15 protein-coding genes are annotated in these 19,787 nt (G+C 72.8%); 10 read left to right on the forward strand and 5 right to left on the reverse strand.

Annotated elements, in window-relative coordinates; translation table 11 throughout:
* Nucleotides 1-44 precede the first annotated feature (44 nt).
* Nucleotides 45-1,067, forward strand: a complete 1,023-nt coding sequence (locus tag ABZ896_RS24255) for a hypothetical protein (RefSeq protein WP_360932721.1) — start codon at nucleotides 45-47, stop codon at nucleotides 1,065-1,067.
* 67 nt (nucleotides 1,068-1,134) lie between these two features.
* Here the strand turns inward: ABZ896_RS24255 and ABZ896_RS24260 are convergent, their stop codons facing one another.
* The gene (locus tag ABZ896_RS24260) at nucleotides 1,135-1,950 is read right to left on the reverse strand and encodes an SURF1 family protein (RefSeq protein WP_360932724.1); all 816 of its coding nucleotides are present in this window, start codon (nucleotides 1,948-1,950) and stop codon (nucleotides 1,135-1,137) included.
* Between the two features lie 274 nt (nucleotides 1,951-2,224).
* On the opposite strand from ABZ896_RS24260, the gene ABZ896_RS24265 reads away from it, so the two are divergent.
* Complete coding sequence (locus tag ABZ896_RS24265) at nucleotides 2,225-4,039, forward strand: prolyl oligopeptidase family serine peptidase (protein ID WP_360932727.1); 1,815 nt, start codon at nucleotides 2,225-2,227, stop codon at nucleotides 4,037-4,039.
* A gap of 49 nt (nucleotides 4,040-4,088) precedes the next feature.
* Here the strand turns inward: ABZ896_RS24265 and ABZ896_RS24270 are convergent, their stop codons facing one another.
* A complete protein-coding gene (locus ABZ896_RS24270; protein WP_360932760.1) occupies nucleotides 4,089-5,924 on the reverse strand; it encodes an NAD-binding protein in 1,836 nt (611 codons plus the stop codon).
* 164 nt (nucleotides 5,925-6,088) lie between these two features.
* Here ABZ896_RS24270 and ABZ896_RS24275 point away from each other — a divergent pair, with 164 nt between their 5' ends.
* Both ABZ896_RS24275 and ABZ896_RS24280 read left to right on the forward strand, forming a co-directional pair.
* A complete protein-coding gene (locus tag ABZ896_RS24275) occupies nucleotides 6,089-7,126 on the forward strand; it encodes a permease (RefSeq protein WP_360932730.1) in 1,038 nt (345 codons plus the stop codon).
* On the forward strand, nucleotides 7,123-7,833 hold the full coding sequence (locus ABZ896_RS24280; protein WP_360932733.1) for a TIGR03943 family protein: 711 nt from the start codon (nucleotides 7,123-7,125) through the stop codon (nucleotides 7,831-7,833). The genes ABZ896_RS24275 and ABZ896_RS24280 overlap by 4 nt, the downstream gene beginning before the upstream one ends.
* A 7-nt stretch (nucleotides 7,834-7,840) precedes the next feature.
* Here ABZ896_RS24280 and ABZ896_RS24285 read toward each other — a convergent pair whose 3' ends face one another.
* Nucleotides 7,841-8,428: a TetR family transcriptional regulator gene (locus ABZ896_RS24285; protein ID WP_360932736.1), complete on the reverse strand. Its 588-nt coding sequence runs from the start codon at nucleotides 8,426-8,428 to the stop codon at nucleotides 7,841-7,843.
* 76 nt (nucleotides 8,429-8,504) lie between these two features.
* On the opposite strand from ABZ896_RS24285, the gene ABZ896_RS24290 reads away from it, so the two are divergent.
* From ABZ896_RS24290 to ABZ896_RS24305, 4 genes are all read left to right on the forward strand, one after another.
* Complete coding sequence (locus tag ABZ896_RS24290) at nucleotides 8,505-9,293, forward strand: NAD(P)-binding domain-containing protein (RefSeq protein ID WP_360932762.1); 789 nt, start codon at nucleotides 8,505-8,507, stop codon at nucleotides 9,291-9,293.
* Nucleotides 9,294-9,305: 12 nt separating this feature from the next.
* Nucleotides 9,306-10,052: a dienelactone hydrolase family protein gene (locus ABZ896_RS24295; RefSeq protein WP_360932739.1), complete on the forward strand. Its 747-nt coding sequence runs from the start codon at nucleotides 9,306-9,308 to the stop codon at nucleotides 10,050-10,052.
* 105 nt (nucleotides 10,053-10,157) lie between these two features.
* Nucleotides 10,158-11,462: an amidohydrolase family protein gene (locus ABZ896_RS24300; RefSeq protein WP_360932742.1), complete on the forward strand. Its 1,305-nt coding sequence runs from the start codon at nucleotides 10,158-10,160 to the stop codon at nucleotides 11,460-11,462.
* 157 nt (nucleotides 11,463-11,619) lie between these two features.
* Entirely contained in the window at nucleotides 11,620-12,837 is a 1,218-nt protein-coding gene (locus ABZ896_RS24305) for an amidohydrolase family protein (protein ID WP_360932745.1), read from the forward strand.
* 160 nt (nucleotides 12,838-12,997) lie between these two features.
* Here ABZ896_RS24305 and ABZ896_RS24310 read toward each other — a convergent pair whose 3' ends face one another.
* Complete coding sequence (locus tag ABZ896_RS24310; RefSeq protein ID WP_360932747.1) at nucleotides 12,998-17,014, reverse strand: AAA family ATPase; 4,017 nt, start codon at nucleotides 17,012-17,014, stop codon at nucleotides 12,998-13,000.
* A 222-nt stretch (nucleotides 17,015-17,236) separates the two neighbouring features.
* Complete coding sequence (locus ABZ896_RS24315; protein WP_360932765.1) at nucleotides 17,237-17,467, reverse strand: hypothetical protein; 231 nt, start codon at nucleotides 17,465-17,467, stop codon at nucleotides 17,237-17,239.
* 96 nt (nucleotides 17,468-17,563) lie between these two features.
* Between ABZ896_RS24315 and ABZ896_RS24320 the strand changes: the two genes are divergently transcribed.
* Both ABZ896_RS24320 and ABZ896_RS24325 read left to right on the forward strand, forming a co-directional pair.
* On the forward strand, nucleotides 17,564-17,968 hold the full coding sequence (locus tag ABZ896_RS24320; RefSeq protein WP_360932749.1) for a metalloregulator ArsR/SmtB family transcription factor: 405 nt from the start codon (nucleotides 17,564-17,566) through the stop codon (nucleotides 17,966-17,968).
* Between the two features lie 76 nt (nucleotides 17,969-18,044).
* The coding region (locus tag ABZ896_RS24325; RefSeq protein ID WP_360932752.1) for a cation-transporting P-type ATPase at nucleotides 18,045-19,787 on the forward strand (1,743 nt) is incomplete at its 3' end.

Raw genomic sequence — 19,787 nt, forward strand, 5'->3', positions numbered from 1 at the left:
GGGCGGCTGACCACAAGACGCAATCGCACGCTGGGAACGGAACTGTGAATCACGGCCCCGACGATCTGGGCTCCACGGGGGAGTTCGACTCGGACGAGCTGGCACTGCGACGACTGCTGCACCAGGCGGTCCAGGAGATGGAGCCGCGCGACGGCACCCTCGACCACCTGCGCAAGGCGGTGCCCGCGCGGCGGGCCCGCAAGCGACAGGCCCTCGTGGGGATGGCGGCCGCGGCCCTCTTCTTCGGCACCGCGATCCCCGCCGTGGTCCACGTCTCCTCCACGGACACCGGCGCCAACACCTCCAACGCCGGGCACGCCTCGCAGATGCAGGGCGGCGCGGGCCAGGGCAAGACCGAGGACGGCGGCGAGTCCACCTCCGGCGGCTCCTCCGGCAAGACCGAGGGCGCGGGCAAGGGGGAGTCCAAGGGCGACCAGAAGAACTCCGGCGGCAGCAGCACCGGCGCGAGCAGCGGTGCCGACCCCGCGGCCACCAGTGCGGCCGGGGCGCCGGTCTGTACGGCGGCCCAGCTGGGCACCCCGACGCCGACCACCGACGCGGCCGACTCCACCGGCGCGGTCTACGGCGCCTTCCGCGTCGCCAACGTCTCCTCCACCGCGTGCACCGTCACCGGTCCCGGGAGCGTGACGCCGACCGCGTCCGGCGCGGCGGACTCCTCGAAGATCAGCGCCGTCCGGCACGCCTCGGGCGACGCGGCGGCGAGTCTGCCCGACCCGTCCACCGAGGTCTCCCAGCTGGTCCTGCAGCCCGGGTCCGCCTACGACGTGAAGTTCGCCTGGGTGCCCTCCGCGAGCTGTCCCACGTCCGACCCCTCGACCGACCCGAGCCCCGACCCCTCGTCCTCCCCGGACACCTCGACCACCGAGGGCTCCTCGACCGGCGGCGACACCGGCACCTCCACCCAGCTGGTCACGGAGGACGGCACGACCGACGGCAGCGTCACGATCACCAACACCACGGCGCTGGGCTCCCCGTCGGCCTCGACGACGCTGTCGAACGCGTGCGCGGGGGTCGTCTACTGGACGGGGCTGCTGACCTCGTCGTAGGGGGTACGGCCCTCCGGCCGGGGGTTACTTACGGCCTTCCGGCCAGGGTTACGGTGATCCGCGCGCCCTAGGCGTTCTGGGCCGGTGCCCTCTCCTGCGGCGCCGGCTCGCTCTCGTCGTCCGGGGCCGGGAGCAGGCCCAGTTCCGCGTCGCGGACGAACTCCGCCTCGCGGCGGACCAGGCGGAACCACATGAAGACCACGAAGCCCGCGAAGACGAACCACTCGCCGGTGTAGCCGAGGTTCTGGAACGCCTTCAGGTCCAGGCCGGAGTCGGCGGGCGCGGTCGCGGGCACCGCCTTCATCCCGGAGTCGCCGGTGTCGAGGGTGATCCAGGCGTCGTACACGTCGTACGGCACGAGGTTGATCAGCGAGGCGGTGCTGATCGCCGCGGTCTGGCCGGCCGGGAGCCCGCCCTGGGCGCTGACGCCGTTGTCCCCGGGCGTCTCGGACGCCTGGAGCGCTCCGGTGACGGTGACCTCGCCCTTCGGCGGGGCCGGGACCTTCGCCGCGTCGGGGGTGCCGGGCAGCCAGCCGCGGACCACCGGCAGGGCCTTGCCGCCGTCGGTGCGCAGCAGGGTGAGGACGTAATAGCCCTCCCGTCCGTCCAACTGCCGGTCCGGGACGAGGAGTTGCCTGTCGTACCGGCCCGTCGCGGTGGTCTGCTTTCCGGAGGTCACCTTGTCCACCGGCAGCAGCTCGGCCAGCGGCCGCGCGGCCTCCCGCTCGTCCGAGGAGACCTGCGCCACGGCGGTGCGGTGGTCCTGCATCCGGTCCTCGAACCGGCTCAGCTGCCACGACCCCATGAACACACAGAAGGGGATGGCGAGCAACACGAAGACGTTGATGCCCCACCAGCGGGGTGTCAGCAGAAACCGGTACACACCTCCACGGTACGGGGGCGCCCTCGGGGGCCGGGGCGCGGGGTCAGAAGCGCTCGGTCAGGTGGTCCCGGCCCGCCGGGGGCTCGCACGGCGGCAGGGTGTAGACGACGTCCGCGGCGAGGGTGTCCGTGAACGCGCTCCAGTCACGGGCCACGGCCGACGCCTGGGCTGTTGGACCAGGTCGGAAGGGGTTTGGGTAAGCGGCCGGTAGAAGTTTTCCACAGGCTGGGGGCCCCGCCAGTGCATTGTCTGTGAGGGCAGGCAGTATGGGGTCATGACTGAGAGCAACGGGACCGCCGCGGCCGAGCGGAACGACGAGATGCCGGACTGGGAGAAGCGCTTCCGGGCGCCCCGGGTGTCCCTGCCCGACTGGGCGGAGGACGCCCCCGACCGCTCCTTGTTCGTGTCCAACGCCACCGGGACGTACGAGCTGTACGCCTGGGACAGAGCGACCGGCGAGCAGCGCCAGGTCACGGACCGGCCGAACGGCACGACGGACGGCGTGCTCTCCCCGGACGGCGCGTCCGTGTGGTGGTTCGACGACAAGGACGGCGACGAGTTCGGCGTCTGGCGCCGCCAGCCCTTCGAGGGCGGCCCCGACGAGCTCGCCGCGCCGGGCCTGGAGGCCTCCTATCCCGCGGGCCTGGCCCTCGGCCGGGACGGTCGTACGGCGGTGGTGGGCCGCTCCACCGACGAGGACGGCACCACGATCTATGTCGTGCGCACCGGCGAGGACCCCGTGGAGATCTACCGCCACCGCGAGTCGGCGGGCGTCGGAGACCTCTCCCACGACGGCTCGCTGATCGCGATCGAGCACACCGAGCACGGCGACGCGATGCACTCCGCGCTGCGCGTCGTCCGCCTCGACGGCACGGCGGTCACCGAACTCGACGACACCAAGGACGGCACCGAGGAGCTGGGCCTGGAGGTCCTCGGCTTCGCACCGGTCGACGGCGACACCCGGCTGCTCGTCGGCCACCAGCGCCGGGGCCGCTGGGAGCCGCTGGTGTGGGACGTGGCGACCGGCGAGGAGACCGACCTCGTCCTGGACCTGCCCGGTGATGTCGGCGCCGAGTGGTACCCCGACGGCACGGGCCTGCTGATCGCGCACAGCTTCGAGGCCCGCAGCGAGCTGTTCCGGTACGACCTGGCGAGCCGCGCCCTGGAGAAGGTGCCCACCCCGCCCGGCTCGGTCTCCGGGGCGACGGCCCGGCCCGACGGCAGCGTGGAGTACCTGTGGTCCTCGTCAGCCGAGCCGTCGGCGGTGCGGTCGACGTCCGGCGCGGTCGTTCTCGACCCGCCCGGTCTGAAGTCGCCGGGGTCGGTGGCGGTGGAGGACGCGTGGGTGGAGGGGCCCGGCGGCCGGATCCACGCGCTGGTCCAGAAGCCGGCGGGTGTGTCGGGGCCGTTGCCGACGGTCTTCGACATCCACGGCGGTCCGACCTGGCACGACAGCGACTCGTTCGCGGCGGGACCGGCGGCGTGGGTGGACCACGGGTACGCGGTGGTGCGGGTCAACTACCGGGGCTCCACGGGATACGGGCGGGCCTGGACGGACGCGCTGAAACACCGGGTCGGGCTGATCGAGCTGGAGGACATCGCGGCGGTGCGGTCGTGGGCGGTGGATTCGGGGCTCGCCGATCCCTCGCGTCTGGTGCTCACCGGTGGCTCGTGGGGCGGGTATCTCACGCTGCTCGGGCTGGGGACGCAGCCGGAGCTGTGGACCGTGGGGATCGCCGCGGTGCCGGTCGCGGACTATGTGACGGCGTACCACGACGAGATGGAGGCGCTGAAGGCGATGGACCGGACGCTTCTCGGGGGTACGCCGGAGGAGGTGCCGGAGCGGTTCGAGGCGTCGTCGCCGTTGACGTACGTGGACCAGGTGAAGGCGCCGGTGTACATCTCCGCGGGGGTCAACGATCCTCGGTGCCCGATCCGGCAGATCGACAACTACGTGAAGCGGCTGGAGGCGCGGGGGGCGGTGCACGAGGTGTATCGGTATGACGCCGGGCACGGGTCGTTGGTGGTGGACGAGCGGATCAAGCAGGTTCGGCTTGAACTGGACTTCGCTGCTCGGTATTTGGGGTAGTTCGTCGGGTGCGGGTGTGTGGGGGCTGGTCGCGCAGTTCCCCGCGCCCCTAAGCGGTGGGTGTCCTGGGCCTGCGGCCTAGCAGTTCTGCCAGACCCCGTCTTGTGGCTGCCAGCAGCACCCTGTCCGTGTTGCGCAGTACGTAGGTGTCCGGGAGGTCCCACACCAAGGTCCCGTCCGTTTCCAAGGCCAGGACCCTCCACGAACCCGCCCTGAACGCCTCGCCCACCCTTCTGCCCTCCAGTTGGGGGTGGCCCGCCACCTCCACCGCCGCGAAGAGCAGGACCCGGCGTTCCACCGGGAACGCGCCCAGGATCTGGCGGCCCATCATCGCGCCGGCGAAGGCGGGGGCGGCCAGGTGGGAGACGCTGCGGCTGCGGGTGGAGGCGAGGGGGTGGGCGGCGCGCAGGGTGCGGTAGACCGCCGTGGAGAAGTCGTCGTCGTACAGGCGCAGGACGACCCGGAGGTCGGGGCGGACCGCGCGGGCGTACAGGACCGCCTCCAGGTTCGTGGTGTCCGCGCTGGTCACCGCGAGCAGGGCGTGGGCGCGGTGGATCTTGGCGGCTTCCAGGACGCCGTCCTGGGTGACGTCGCCGAGGACGACCGGCACCCGCAGCCGGCGGGCGACGGCGAGGCCGCGGGCCTCGGGGTCGGACTCGACGCAGACCACGGGGATGTTCAGCTCCCGCAGCCGGGTCAGCACCCGGGTGCCGATCTTGCCGAGGCCGAGCAGCACGACATGGCCGCCGAGACCGCGGGGCGGCTTGCGCAGGCCGCCCGCGGTACGGAAGGTGCCGAGCGCCTCCAGGACCGCCGCGAGGAGCACCGGGAGGAGGAGCAACCCGACCAGGCCGGAGAGGAGTTGGAGGATCTGGCGGCCCACGGACTCGCCGATCGCCGGGTCGTCGATGGCGAACAGGTCGAGGAGGGTCAGGTAGAAGGCCCGTAGCGGATGGATACCGGTCACCAGCCACAGCGCGACGGCGAGCGCCACCACGCACCCGACCATCCCGGCCAGCGACCACCGCAGCCGCCGTGAGAACAGCGAGCCGAACCACGGCATCACACCGCGTCCGACGGGCAGGGCGGGTCCGGCGTACGACACCTGCTCCAGGACCACGGTCCCGCGGTCGTCGCCGGCCCGGACCGTCGCCGCGTCCGGCAGCAGCGCGGGGCCCTGGTCGCCGCCGGGGTCGGTGCCGTCCGTCGGGGAGAGCAGGGCGAGGGTGGCGAGGCCGGGGTCGGTGCTCACCCCGGCCTGGGCCGGGGGCCGTTCGACCGCCCGCAGCAGCAGTCCGCCGGTCTGGAGGACCTTGCTGGTGCCGGTGAGGGCGGTGGCGGCGAGCGCGGGCGCGGCCGTGTCGGCGTCGGAGAGCACGGTCGTGGAGGCGTCGAAGCCGGCGCCGGCCGAGCCACCGGCGGCCAACGCGGCGGCCTGGTCGAGGAGTTCCTCGATGTGCTGGCCCAGGCGCCGGTTGTAGAGGCGCAGGACCAGCCGCAGCCGGGGGTTGAGGCGGCGGGCGGTGAGGGCGGCGCGGATGTTGGTCTCGTCGTCGTCGTACACGAGCGCGAGCGCGTCCGCGCGCTCCACGCCGGCCTCGGCGAGCGCGGTCTCGCTGGGCTCGGGGGCCTCCATCACCCGTACACCGCCCGGGGGTTCGGCGGTGACGCCCGCGCTCCCGGCTGTGCCCCCGTTGCCGGTCCGGCCCACGGCCGCCGTCACCATCCGGTCGAGCAGCGCCGACGCGGCCCGGGCGCGGCCCACCACCGGGGGCCGTACGGACCGTTCGGAGGCGGGTACGACGAGGGTGACCTGCTCGCCGTAGACATGCCGGAGTTCGGCGGCCAGCCGGTGGGCGAGACCGTCGTCGCCGCACACCACCATGTGCGCGACCATGTCTCCACCCGGTGCACCCTGATTCGGAACGCTCCCCACGAGGGAAAAGAGTGCCCCAAAGAGACGTCTGGTTCCAGAAAGGACTGAACGACCCCGCACCGGCCGCCGTACCGCCTGACAGGGAGTCCCGCATACCCGGAGGTACCTCGCCCGTGGCCATCACCAAAGCAGCCCCGCCGGCTGCCGACGAGCGCGAAGCCCCGCCGCCGGACGGCCCCGCGGAGGGGCACCCGAAGAAGGACCAGCGGCTGAACTCCCCGCTCGTCCTCACCCTGTTGATGCTCCTGGTCGTGCTGCTGCAGAACCCCATCCGGCAGGCGCTCGGCGCGCCGGTGATGCAGAGCTGGATGACGGTGTTCGTCGCCGTGCTCGTACAGGCGCTGCCGTTCCTGGTGCTCGGCGTGCTGCTCTCCGCGGCGATCGCGGTGTTCGTGCCGCCGTCGTTCTTCGCCCGCGCGCTGCCGAAGAACCCCGCCCTCGCGGTGCCGGTCGCGGGCGCGGCGGGCGTCGTGCTGCCGGGCTGCGAGTGCGCGTCGGTGCCGGTGGCGGGCGCGCTGGTGCGCCGGGGCGTCACCCCGGCCGCCGCCCTCGCCTTCCTGCTCTCCGCCCCGGCGATCAACCCGATCGTGCTGACCGCGACCGCCGTCGCCTTCCCGCGCAACCCCGAGATGGTGGTGGGACGGCTGGTCGCGAGCCTGCTGGTGGCGTGCGCGATGGGCTGGCTGTGGCTGCGCCTCGGCCGCACCGACCTGATCAAGGCCCCGGCCCGGGAGTCCTACGAGGGCCAGGGCAAGGGCGCGGCCTTCTGGGGCTCGGTGCGGCACGACGTGATGCACGCGGGCGGCTTCCTGGTCGTCGGCGCGATGGCCGCGGCCACCCTGAAGGCCGTGGTCCCGCAGACCTGGCTGCGTACGGCGGCGGAGAACCCGGTGATCGCGGTCCTCGCCCTCGCCGCGCTCGCCGTGGTGCTGTCGATCTGCTCGGAGGCGGACGCGTTCGTGGCGGCCTCGCTGACCCAGTTCTCGATGACCGCCAAGCTGACCTTCCTGGTCGTCGGCCCGATGATCGACCTCAAGCTGTTCGCGATGCAGACCGGCACCTTCGGCCGCGCCTTCGCGCTGCGGTTCGCCCCGGCCACGCTCGCCCTCGCGATCGTGGGTTCGGTCCTGACCGGGTGGGTGATCCTGTGAACCGGCAGGCGCAGTCGGCGGTCCTGTTCCTCCTCGGCGCGGCCCTGCTGCACGCGGGCACGACCGACCTCTATCTCCGTTACGTCAAGGCGGGCCTGCAACCGCTGGTCGTGGCGGCCGGTGCGGTCCTGATGGTGACGGCGCTGGCGACGGCCTGGTACGAGTGGCGTTCCAGGAGGGACACGCACGAGCACTCCCACCCCGAACCCCGGGTCTCCTGGCTCCTGGTCCTCCCCCTCTTCGCCCTGATCCTCGTCGCCCCGCCCGCCCTCGGCTCCTACAGCGCCATGCGCACGGGTACGGCCCTGCAGCAGTCGTACGGCTATCAGAAGCTGCCCGCGAGCGGCCCCCTGCGTCTGAACCTGGTGGACTACGCGACCCGTGCCGTCTACGAGCACGGGCAGGGACTCGCCGGACGGCAGATCGTCGTCACCGGCTTCGTCGCGCTGGACCACTCCGGCGCGCCCTACCTGGTGCGGATGGCCCTCAACTGCTGTGCGGCGGACGCCCAGCCGGTGAAGGTCGGCCTGGCCGGGAAGCTCCCGCCGGTCCTGCGGCCGGACGGCTGGCTCGAGGTCACCGGCACGTTCACCACGAAGCGGGCCAAGGACCCCGTCAACGGCGGCCCGATCCCCTTCCTCCAGGTCACCTCGGCGAAGCCGGTCAAGACTCCGGCCGACCCGTACGACGAGACCTGGAACACCTGACCGGGCCTCACCCCAGGGCCGCGAACGCCTCGTCCAGGAGGGTGATCAGGTTCAGGCGGCCGTCCGAGGCGGTCCAGTGGTCGAGGGCGACGTTGAGGCAGTTCAGGGCGGCGCCCGCGCGGGCGGACTGGGCGAGGGTCGGGGGGCCCTCGGTGCCCGCGCGGTCGGCGAGGGCCCGGGCCAGGGCGGGCCGCCAGCTGTGCTGTTTCTCCAGGTGCCGGGCGCACAGCGACGGGGTGTCGTAGACGAGCCGGGTGGTGGCCAGGGCGCCCGCCGGGTCCTCGCGGTAGCGGCCGATGACCGAGTCGAGGGCGTGCCGCAGCGCCGGCCAGTCCGCCTCGTCCGCGGGACGGGCGCGCAGGGCGTCGGCGACCTTGCGGTCCTGGCCCTCGAAGGCGCCGAGCACGGCGTCCTCCTTGGTGCCGAAGTAGCGCAGGAAGGTGCTGCGGGAGACCCCGGCGGCCGCGGCGAGGTCGTCGAGCGTCACCTTGTCGAAGCCCTCGCGGCGGAACAGCTCGAAGGCCACGGCGGCCAGTTCCGCGCGTACGGCGGCCCGGGCGATGTCTCTGGTGGTCGTACGTCCTGCTGCGGTCACCCGCCGATCGTAACGCCCGTACCGGACCGCACTTGCAGGAGTGGATCTCAGTGGCTAGCGTGACACTCAGTTCCACATCCAGCACTCGCCTCCAGGAGGCCGCACCCTTATGGCCCAGACCGTCGGCATCATCGGCAGCGGCATGATCGGCGGCGCGGTGGCCCGGCTCGCCGTCGCCGCCGGACTGGACGTGGTGGTGAGCAACTCCCGCGGCCCGGAGAGCCTCACCGGGCTCGTCGGTGAACTCGGCGAGCGGGCGCGCGCGGGCACGGTCGGGCAGGCGGCCGAGGCGGACTTGGTCCTCGCCGCCGTACGCTCCGCTGGGCGGGCCGGGCGCCTTCGAATGTGCCCCGTCGTGCCGTCCGGCGAGTGCGGGTTCGTCGTGGCCGGTCGCGCCCACGCGGCGGAGCCGCATATCGATACAGCCCCGCGCCCTGGGTGGGTGCAGGAGCCCCTGGTCGAGACCGGCCGGCAACCACCGACGGGGGACTGCGGCCCCGGCGGAGCCGCTCGCAGCGTGCTGCTCGACGCCCTCGGCTACGACGGTGTCGGCGACGGGTTCCTCGCCGACAGCGGGGGCCCAAGCGGACTTGGTCAAGTCGACTGCGGTTCGGCAGCGCCGCTAAGGGGCGCGGGGAACTGCGCGACCAGCCACGACGGCGCCGCGGACCAACGACGGCACGACGCGGCACTTCCAGCGGAGCGCTCGGCGCCCGGCAACCCCGCCTTCGTGCAGCCGTACATGGGGGAGCGGCCTCAGGGGCTGAGTGCGGAGGACGGGCAGCGGTGGTTCTTCCCGTCGCGGGGAGTCCCGGTGCCGGCCGCCCGTGTCGAAGAACTGATCCAGTCGCAGTCGCAGTCGTAGGAGACCTCTCGTATGCCCATGATCGACATCACCACCCCCGACGGCACGGTCGACGCCTACCTGGCGCACCCCGACGATGGCGCTCCGCACCCCGCCGTCCTGCTCTACATGGACGCCTTCGGGCTGCGCCCGCACCTGAAGTCGATGGCGGACCGGCTGGCGGCCGAGGGCTACACCGTCCTCGTGCCCAACGTCTTCTACCGGTTCGGGCCCGCGCCCGTCGTGGAGCTGCCCGACTTCATCAACCCCGCCGAGCGGCCGGAGATCATCCAGAGCATCGGCCCGGCCGCGCGCACCCTCACGCCCGAGGGCGCGATGCGGGACGCGGCCGTGTACCTGGAGTGGCTGGAGGACTCGGCGCTGACCACGGACGGGCCCGTGGGTGTCACCGGCTACTGCATGGGTGCGGGCCTGGCTCTGCGCACCGCCGGCACCCACCCCGGCCGGGTCGCCGCGGCGGCCGGCTTCCACGGCGCCCACCTCGCCACGGACGCCCCCGACAGCCCCCACCTGCTCGCCGGACACATCACCGCGGAGCTGTACTTCGGCCACGCCGACAACGACTCCACCAACCCCGCCGAGCAGATCGACCGGCTGGAGAAGTCCCTCACCGAGGCGGGCGTCGCGCACCGCAGCGAGGTCTACGAGGGCGCCCACCACGGCTTCACCCAGGCCGACACGGCGATGTACGGCGCGGAGGCGACGGACCGTCACTGGGCCGCGCTGCTGGAGCTGTTCGCCCGGAGGCTCTCCCGCTGATCGTTCCGTCCGAATGCTTGATTCCCGTTCTCCGAGAATGTAATTTTCACATCGCGAGAGCGGGAATCTGCATTCCGTACGGCGCGCGCAGCGAAGGGAACCGTGATGGAGCGGGACGACCTCATCCTGATCAGCGTGGACGACCACATCATCGAGCCGCCGGACATCTTCGTGAACCACCTGCCGAAGCGGTATCTGGACGACGCGCCCAAGCTCGTCCACCGCGAGGACGGCAGTGACGCGTGGCAGTTCCGGGACAGCACCGTGGGCAACGCCGCGCTCAACGCGGTCGCCGGGCGGCCCAAGGAGGAGTACGGCCTCGACCCGCAGGGCATGGACGAGATCCGGCCCGGCTGCTACGACGTCCACGAGCGCATCAAGGACATGAACGCCGGCGGGGTCCTCGCGCAGATGAACTTCCCGTCCTTCCCCGGCTTCTCGGCACGGCTGTTCGCCACCGAGGACTCCGACTTCTCGCTCGCGCTGGTGCGGGCGTACAACGACTGGCACATCGACGAGTGGTGCGGGGCGTATCCGGGGCGCTTCATCCCGATGGCGCTGCCGGCGATCTGGAGCGCCGAGCTGACCGCGGCGGAGATACGGCGGGTCGCGGCCAAGGGCTGTCACTCCATGACGTTCCCGGAGAACCCGGCCGCGCTCGGCTATCCGAGCTTCCACGACCCGTACTGGAACCCGGTGTGGCAGGCGGCCTGCGACACGCAGACGGTCCTCTCGGTACACATCGGCTCCTCGGGGCGGCTCGCGATCCCGGCCGTGGACTCGCCGCCGGACGTGATGATCACGCTCCAGCCGATCAACCTCGTGCAGGCGGCGGCGGATCTGCTGTGGTCGCGGACGCTGAAGGAGTTCCCGGATCTGAAGATCGCCCTGTCGGAGGGCGGTACCGGGTGGATCCCCTACTTCCTGGAGCGCGTCGACCGCACCTTCGAGATGCACGCGACGTGGACGCTCCAGGACTTCGGCGGGAAGCTGCCGTCCGAGGTGTTCCGGGAGCACTTCCTGACGTGCTTCATCACCGACCGGCTCGGGGTTCGGCTGCGGCATGACATCGGGATCGACAACATCTGCTGGGAGGGCGACTATCCGCACAGCGACTCGCTGTGGCCGGACGCGCCGGAGCAGTTGCATGGGGTGCTGACCGAGTGTGGGGTGCCGGATGTCGACGTCGTGAAGATGACCCACGAGAACGCGATGCGGTGGTACTCGTTCGATCCGTTCGCCCATGTGCCTCGGGAGGAGGCGACGGTGGGGGCGCTGCGGCGCGCTGCCGCGGGGCACGACGTGAGTGTGCGGAACCGGAGTCGGCAGTTGAAGGAACCGGTGGACAAGTTGGAGGCGTTTCGCGCTCGCGCGCGGGCGGCGGTGGCGGCGGCGTCGTCGGGAGCCTAAGGGGGAGGGGCCGGGTGTTGTGTGGCGGGTGCCGCGCCGTTGTGGCTGGTCGCGCAGTTCCCCGCGCCCCTAGGTGGGTTGCAGTACTTGCTGTTATAAGGCGCCGCCCCTAGCCTGCGATCTGACGGTCCATCAGATATCGGCTAGGGGGCATGCCATGAGCGGCGCCACCGAACTGCCCAGAGTCATCAGCGTGGACGACCACGTGATCGAGCCCGCGCATCTTTTCGAGACGTGGCTTCCCGCCAAGTACCGGGACCGGGGGCCCAAGCCGTTGACCGCCGGGATCGGGGAGCTCGCGTACGTCGGGGGGAAGTACCGGTTCACCACGGATCCGGAGGGGCAGCTCACCGACTGGTGGGAGTACGAGGGGGAGCTCTTCCCGTACAAGCGGATCATCGCGGCCGTCGGGTTCTCGCGGGACGAGATGACGCTCGACGGGATCACCCGGGAGCAGATGCGCCAGGGGTGCTGGGATCCCAAGGCCCGGCTCCAGGACATGGAGATGAACCACGTCGAGGCCTCCCTGTGCTTCCCGACCTTCCCCCGCTTCTGCGGGCAGACCTTCGCCGAGGCCAAGGACAAGGAGGTCGGCCTCGCCTGTGTGCGCGCCTACAACGACTGGATGGTCGAGGAGTGGTGCGGGGACAGCGGCGGCCGGCTGATCCCGCTGTGCCTGATCCCGCTGTGGGACGTCGAGCTGGCCGTCCAGGAGATCCGGCGCAACGCCGAACGGGGCGTACGGGCCGTCACCTTCAGCGAGATCCCCACCTATCTGGGGCTGCCGTCCATCCACTCCGGCTACTGGGACCCGTTCTTCGCGGCCTGCCAGGAGACCGGGACCGTGGTCAACATGCACATCGGCAGCAGCTCCCAGATGCCGGCCGCCTCCCCCGACGCCCCGCCCGCCGTCCAGGCCTCGCTCTCCTTCAACAACGCCATGGCCTCGATGATGGACTTCCTGTTCAGCGGGGTGCTGGTGAAGTTCCCGCGGCTGAAACTGGCGTACAGCGAAGGGCAGATGGGCTGGATCCCGTACGCCCTGGAACGCGCCGACGACGTCTGGGAGGAGCACCGGGCCTGGGGCGGGGTCAAGGACCTGATCCCGGAGCCGCCGTCGACGTACTACTACCGCCAGATCTTCTGCTGCTTCTTCCGGGACCGGCACGGCATCGAGGCGATCGAGACGGTCGGTGTGGACAACGCGACCTTCGAGACCGACTACCCGCACGTCGACTCCACCTGGCCGCACACCAAGCAGGTCGCCGAGGAGCACGTGGCCGGGCTGCCGGACGACGTGGTCTACAAGCTGATGCGGGGCAACGCGATCCGGATGCTCGACCTCGACTTCGACAAGCAGGGCCCGGGGCAGTGAAACGCCCGACCGCTGGCGACGGGGGATGCACCAGCGGTCGGGCTATGGCCAACACTAACAAGGCCGCAGGAACAGCGGGAGCGGACTGCTCGGCTGTTACCCGCAGTTGTGATCGGGATCACGTCATGCGGTTCAGTAAGGCGGCCCCGCGCACCGCGGGTCACGGATCGCACGGAGGGTCGTAGGAGAGTCTCGGCAGGTACTCCCGCCATTTCTGCTCCGTCAGGACGTTTCCGGTGCTCGCGCAGATGCGGCGGATCGCGTCGGACACGTCCAGGTTCCAGAGCCGGATGGTGTCCGCGCCGCTGGAGACGCCGAGCATGCGGCTGCCCGGGCTGAAGGAGAGGAAGTCGCCGGTCCTGGCGTTGGGGCTCATCGACTGTCCGACGGGTTCGGCGTGCGCCGGGTCGGCCACGTCCCAGAGCCGGACCGTGGTGTCGTTGCCGCCGCTGGCCAGGGTGGTGCCGTCGGGGCTGTAGGTCAGCGACACGACCGCCTCGGTGTGCCCGGTCAGCGGCGAGCCGAGGGGCTCCGCGCGCGCGGGGTCGGCCACGTCCCACAGCCGTACGGTGTCGTCGTCGCCCCCACTGGCCAGGGTGGTGCCGTCCGGGCTGAAGACGACCACGTTGACGGGCCCGGTGTGCCCGGTCAGCGGTCTGCCGAGCGGGGTCGGGCGGGCCGGGTCGGTCACCTTCCACAGCCGGATCGTGCCGTCCGCGCTGCCGCTGGCCAGGGTGTGCCCGTCGGGGCTGAAGGCCAGGCCGTCGATGTACCCCTTGTGACCGGCGACCGGGCCGTGGGAGACCGGGCGGGCCGGGTCGGTGACGTCCCAGAGCTGGAGACGGTGGTCGTCGTAGGCGGTGGCCAGGGTGCGGCCGTCCGGGCTGAACGCCAGCGCGTCCGGACCCATGAAGCGGGAGCGCAGGTCGAGCGCCGGGCCGTAGGGGGCGGGGCGGGCCGGCTCGGTGACGTTCCACAGGTGGACCTGGCCGCTGGTGAGCACCGCGAGGGTGCGGCCGTCGGGGGAGAACAGGACCTGGGTGCCGGGGTCGCCGGCCACGGGCGTGAACGGCTTGCCCAGGGCGACCGGCCGGGCCGGGTCCGCCACGTTCCACAGCCGGATCCGCCCGTCCCGCCCGGCGGTCGCGAGCACCTTGCCGTCCCGCCGGAACGCCCCGCTCGCCCCCACCATGTCCGCCGTCGGGACCGACCACAGGCGCACTGTGCTGTCGCCGCTGCCGGTGGCGAGGGTGCGGCCGTCGGGGCTGAAGCCCAGCGCGTACATCTCGCCGCTGCTGCCCGCGAGCGGCTCGCCGACCTGGGAGGGGTGGCGCGGGTCGGCGACGTTCCACAGGCTCGCCGTGCTGTCCGCGCTCGCGGCGGCCAGCGTGTGCCCCTGCGGACTGAAGGCCACCGACCAGATGGGCCCGGTGTGCCCGGTCAGCGGCGACCCGAGGGGCTCGGCGTGCGCCGGATCGGTCACGTCCCACAGCCGTACGGTGTCGTCGGCGCCGCCGCTGGCCAGCGTGGTGCCGTCCGGGCTGAAGGCGACCGAGTGCACCAGGGCGGTGTGGCCGGTCAGCGGAGTCCCGTACTGCCTGGGCCGGCGCGGGTCGGTGACGTTCCACAGCCGGATCGTGGTGTCGTCGCCGCCCGCCGCGAGGGTCTGCCCGTCCGGGCTCCACGCCACGGACCGCACCGCCGCGTCGGACCCGGTCAGCACGCCGAGTCGCTCGGGCCGCGCCCGGTCGCGCAGGTCCCACAGCCGTACGGTGTGGTCCTCGCCGGCGGAGGCCAGCGTGCGCCCGTCCGGGCTGTAGGCGATGAAGTAGATCGTGCCGCGGTGGCCGGACAGGGGAGCGCCGAGGGAGACCGGACGGTCCGGGTCGGTGAGGTCCCAGCGGCGGATCAGCCCGTCGTCCCCGGCGCTCGCGAGGGTCTTCCCGTCGGGGCTGAAGACCGCGCTGCTCACCCAGCTCGTGCCCCCGGCCAGCGGCCTGCCCAGCGGCTTCGGGTGGGCGCGGTCGCGCACGTCCCACAGGCGGACGGTCCGGTCGTAGCTCGCGGTGGCCAGCAGCCTGCCGTCCGGGCTGAACGTGGTCAGGTAGACGGCGCCGGTGTGGCCGGTCAGAGGGGTCGCCAGCGGGGCGTTGACGATGGAGACCAGCCGGCTGTTGGTGCCCTGGTCGTCCGGCCTGAGACCGTGGGCGACCAGGTCGATCTGCGCGGACAGCGACGGGTCGGTGGACTGCACCCGGTCGGCCTCCGCGACGACCTGCTCGAACACCGCGTCGTTGCGCTGCTGCCAGGCCACCACCGCCGAACCGACGGCCACCATCGCCAGCACCACCAGCGCGGACACCGCCGAGCGGCCGATCCACACGGTCCGCCTGCGTAGCCGTACCGAAGCCGCCAGGAACTCCGCCGCGCTGCGGGTCAGATACGTGTCCCCGGCCGACCCCGCCCAGCTGCGCGCCTGCTCCAGGCGCGAACCCCGGTACAGCAGCGAGGAGTCGCGGTTCGCGCCCTCCCAGGAGCGGCCGTCCTCCTCCAGGCGCTGGCGCAGCAGATGCTCGCCGCGGTCCTCGTCGATCCACTCGCGCAGCCGGGGCCACGCGGTCAGCAGCGCCTCGTGGGTGATCTCCACGGTCTCCGCGTCGAGGGTCACCAGCCGGGCGCGCACCAGCGCCTCCAGCGACTCCTCCGTCTTGCCCGGGTCCCGCGACTCCGCCGCGAGCCGGCGACGGGTGCCCCGGCGGCGGGTGGCCTGGGTGTCCTCGCCGAGGCGCACCAGTCTGAGCAGCAGCAGCCGGGCCGCCTCGCGCGCCGCCGGGTCCAGACCGGACCAGGCCCGCTCGGCGGTCGCCGCGACCGCGCCCTGGATGCCGCCGGCCGCGCGGTACCCGGCCAGCGTCAGCCGTACGCCCTTCCGCCGCTGCCAGGTCGCGAGCAGCGCGTGCGACAGCAGCGGCAGTACGCCCGCGTCATGCGCCCCGCGCGGCCCGTCCGCGCCGACCTCGCGGACGATCAGCTCGGCGAGCCCGGGTTCGAGCTCCAGTCCTACGGCCCGGGCGGGCGCGGTGACGGCCTCGCGCAGTTCCGCCGTGGTGAGCGGGCCGAGCACCATGTGCCGGTGCTGGAGCGCGTCCGCGAGTTCGGGGTGGAGCAGGCACTGGTCGTAGAAGTCGGCGCGGACGCCGAGGACGACCAGGACGGGGGGCTTGCCGCCCGGCTCGGCGGGGGTGGCGGCGGCGTGCAGGAGGCGGACGAAGGTGTGCCGGTCGTCCTCCGGGGCGAGGGTGAAGGTCTCCTCGAACTGGTCGACGATGACGACGGCGCCGGGGGCGTTCTGCCGGGCCGCCCAGTCGGTGAGGGCGTGGCGGGCGGCGGTGGTGAAGTCCTGCGGGGCGTCGGCTGCGGGCTTGTGGGGCGCTGAGATGTCGGGCGTCGGTTTGTCGGCTCCCGGCCCGTCGGTCCCCGGATCCTCCGTCAGGACCCGTTCGAGTTCGGGTACGGCGGCGCGCAGTTCCTTGAGCGGGTCGGTGCCCGGGACCAGTTGCAGGACGGGCCGGCCCTCGGTGTGCAGCGCGGGTACCAGGCCGGCGTTGAGGAGCGAGGACTTGCCCGCGCCGGAGGCGCCGACGAGCATCACCAGGCCGCCGGTGCCGGTCCGGGCCGTGGCGCCGAGCAGGCCGAGCAGCGCCTCGGTGCTGCGGTCGCGGCCGAAGAACCAGCGGGCGTCCTCCTGCCGGTAGGAGGCGAGGCCCCGGTACGGGCAGACGGCGGTGACCGGCGCGGGCCCGGCCGGGGCCGACTGCTCCTCCTCCGGGGCGAGCGCGTTCGGGGCGAGCGCCTGCTCCCACAGCTTCTGCCACTGGGCGAGGTCGTAGAGGCCGGCGGAGACGGGCACCGGCCGCAGCCGCCGGGCCTCGGGGATCAGGATGTGCAGCACCGCGGCGAGCACGGTGAACTGGGCCGGTACGTTCCTGGCCCGCCGCCAGTCGCTGATGCGCTGGGCGGAGACCCGGACGGGGCGCCCCCGCTCGTCGATCCGCTGCAACCGGCCGACGCTCTCGGAGACCCGCTTGAGGGGTGGGTTTCCGGCCTCGCGGTACAGCAGCGCGAGGCGCTCCGCGAATGCCGTGCGTGGCCCTGAGTCGGAACTCAAGGTCTCCACCCCTTACTTGTCCTGTGGCTGAATCCGGACCGGAAAAGTCACTTTATACGGCTGACCTGCGGCGACTTCCTCGATCCGGGACCGGAACCTCCTCCTCCGAGGGTGCCGCTGGCAGGATCGGCCCGCAGCTTCGGCCCGCGACCGCACATCGTCCGGTACCGGTCCCCACGTGGGGAGGGACCGGTACCGGACGAGGGGTCGGCCGCTCCGGGGCCGGCCGGCTCAGGGGCAGGCGATGTCGAAGCCGTAGCGCAGGGGCTCGTCCGCGGCGCCGAGACCGAGCCGGTACACATAGACCCCGTCCACCCGCACCCCGGGCGGAGCGGACTCCGCCTCGCAGGGATACGTCACCTGGAGCACCCGCGGCCGGTCCGCGACCTTCACCCGCATCCCGTCGGCAGGTCCGCCGTCGAGCACGGCGGACTCCCATCCCGCAGCGTCGTCGTTCGTCACGCGGACACTTTAAGGGTTGCGCAAGTTTCCCCGTCGTGGTGTCCACGGGACGGGCGCGTACGGGCTGCGTTCGGACGCCTACACTGGGCGGGCGTTATGTGTGCGGGCTGTGACGACGAGGGCGGGACGGAGAGCGCTGTGGCGGAGGACGTCGGGTTCGGGGACCCGTCCGGCCAGGTGCTGGCCGAAGCGGCCGCCACGTTCGGACTGCTCGCCTCCTCGGCCCGGCTGCACATCATGTGGGCGCTGGCGCAGGGGGAGAGCGACGTCACCCACCTCGCGGACCGGGTGGGCGGGGCGCTGCCCGCGGTCAGCCAGCACCTCGCGAAGCTCAAGCTCGCGGGGCTGGTCCGGTCCCGCCGCGAGGGGCGCCGCCAGGTGTACTACGTCGACGACCCCGACATCGTCACGGTGGTCCGCGTCATGGTCGGCCAACTGACGGCCCGCACCCTCCCGGCACCGGCGCCCCCGGTCCGCGAACTCCGCAGAGCCGGTGGCTGACGGGGGTGTGACGCCGGGGGCGGATTCGGGAGCGCAGGGCGGTGTCGCTTCCGTGGGCGCGTCCCTTCCGCCGACTGTGCCTGATCCGCCGGGTGCTCCCCCTCTTCTCGCGGTGCTCCGGAAGCTCGACACCGGCCCCCGGGGGCTCACCGAGGCGGAGGCGCAGGCGCGGCTGGGGCGGTTTGGGGAGAACGTCGTGCCGGCGCGGCGGGGGGTTTCCTGGGCGTGGCTGTTCGCGCGGAGCCTGAAGGATCCGTTCACCGCGGTGCTGCTGTGTCTCGGGCTCGTCTCCGCGGCCGTGTTCGCGTGGGGCACCGCCTCGGTGATCCTCTTCCTCGTGGTCGTGAGCTGCGCGCTGCGGGCCTCCGGCGAGTACCGGGCCGACCGCTCCACGGCCGCGCTGCGCGACCTGGTCGCCGCCACCGCGACCGTACTGCGCCGCGAGACTCCCGACGCCCCGCCCGTCGCCCGCGAACTCCCGGTGTCCGACCTGGTCCCGGGCGACGTCGTCCACCTCGCCCCCGGCGACCTCGTCCCGGCCGACGTCCACCTCCTGCGCACGACCGGCCTGACGGTGAGCGAGGCGACCCTGACGGGGGAGTCGGCACCGGTCCCGAAGCATGCGCAGCCCCTCTCCGGGACGGGGACCGGGGCCAGGGCCGACGAAGTGCCCCCGCTCCTCGGCCCCGAGGCCCACCGACCCGCCTACTTCGCCGCTTCCGAGGTGTCCGAGTCGGCCTACTTCGCCGCTCCTGAGGTGTCCGAGTCGGCCTACTTCGCCGCTCCTGAGGTGTCCGAGCCGGTCTACTTCGCCGCTCCTGAGGTGTGCGAGTCGGCCTACTTCGCCGCTCCTGAGGTGTCCGAGTCGGCCCACTCCGCCGCCCCTGAGGTGTCCGAGTCGGCCCACTCCGCCGCTCCCGAGGTACCCCTGCCGGCCCGCCCCACCGCCCCCGAGGTACCTCAGCCGCCCCACCTCGCCGCCCCCCACCTCTGCTTCCAGACCACCGCCGTGGCCACCGGCAGTGCCACCGCCGTGGTCACCGCCACCGGCGCCCGCACCCGCTTCGCCCGCGCCCACACCGGTCCCGCCCGCCCCGACCGCAGCTCCTTCGACCGTTCCGTGCACGGGGTCTCCTGGATTCTCGTGCGGTTCATGCTCCTCACCCCGCCGCTCGTCCTCATGGCGGGCGCGGCCCTGCGCGGCCGGGGCCTGGAGACGCTGCCGTTCGCCGTCGCGGTGGCCGTCGGGCTGACCCCCGAGATGCTGCCGGTGCTGGTCACCACCTGTCTGGCCCGCGGCGCGACCCTGCTCGCCCGCGGCCACGGCGTGATCGTCAAACGCCTCCCCGCCCTGCACGACCTCGGCGCCATGGACGTCCTGTGCGTCGACAAGACCGGCACCCTCACCCAGGACCACCCCGTCGTCGACCGCGCGCTCGACGCTGCCGGAGACGACGACCCCCACGTCCTGCGCCTGGCCGCGGCCGCCGCCTGGTGGTCGCTCCAGCTGGCCGACCTGCCCGCCCCCGACGCCCTCGACGAGGCCCTGCTCGCCGCGGCCGACGAGAACGCGCCGACGTCGTACGACGGGATCGGCGCCGTCCCCTTCGACCCGGCCCGCCGGCTGGCCACGGTCGTCGTGCGCACCCCCGGCCGGCCGGGCACGCACACGCTGATCACCAAGGGCGCGGTGGAGGCCGTACTCGAACGCTGCGAGCTGACCGACGAGGAGCGCGCGCGGCTGCTCCGGCTCGCCGTACCCCTCGACCGCGCCGAACAGGTGCGAGCGCAGCCACGGGACGTGGGCGAAGAGGCGCTG

The organism is Streptomyces sp. NPDC047072 (assembly GCF_040643855.1).
GTDB lineage: Bacteria > Actinomycetota > Actinomycetes > Streptomycetales > Streptomycetaceae > Streptomyces.

Coding starts and splice junctions, on each gene's coding strand:
- ABZ896_RS24320 (WP_360932749.1), top strand. CDS start 17,564: ATGTGTGCGGGCTGTGACGACGAGGGCGGGACGGAGAGCGCTGTGGCG.
- ABZ896_RS24295 (WP_360932739.1), top strand. CDS start 9,306: ATGCCCATGATCGACATCACCACCCCCGACGGCACGGTCGACGCCTAC.
- ABZ896_RS24265 (WP_360932727.1), top strand. CDS start 2,225: ATGACTGAGAGCAACGGGACCGCCGCGGCCGAGCGGAACGACGAGATG.
- ABZ896_RS24270 (WP_360932760.1), bottom strand. CDS start 5,924: ATGGTGGTGTGCGGCGACGACGGTCTCGCCCACCGGCTGGCCGCCGAA.
- ABZ896_RS24300 (WP_360932742.1), top strand. CDS start 10,158: ATGGAGCGGGACGACCTCATCCTGATCAGCGTGGACGACCACATCATC.
- ABZ896_RS24305 (WP_360932745.1), top strand. CDS start 11,620: ATGAGCGGCGCCACCGAACTGCCCAGAGTCATCAGCGTGGACGACCAC.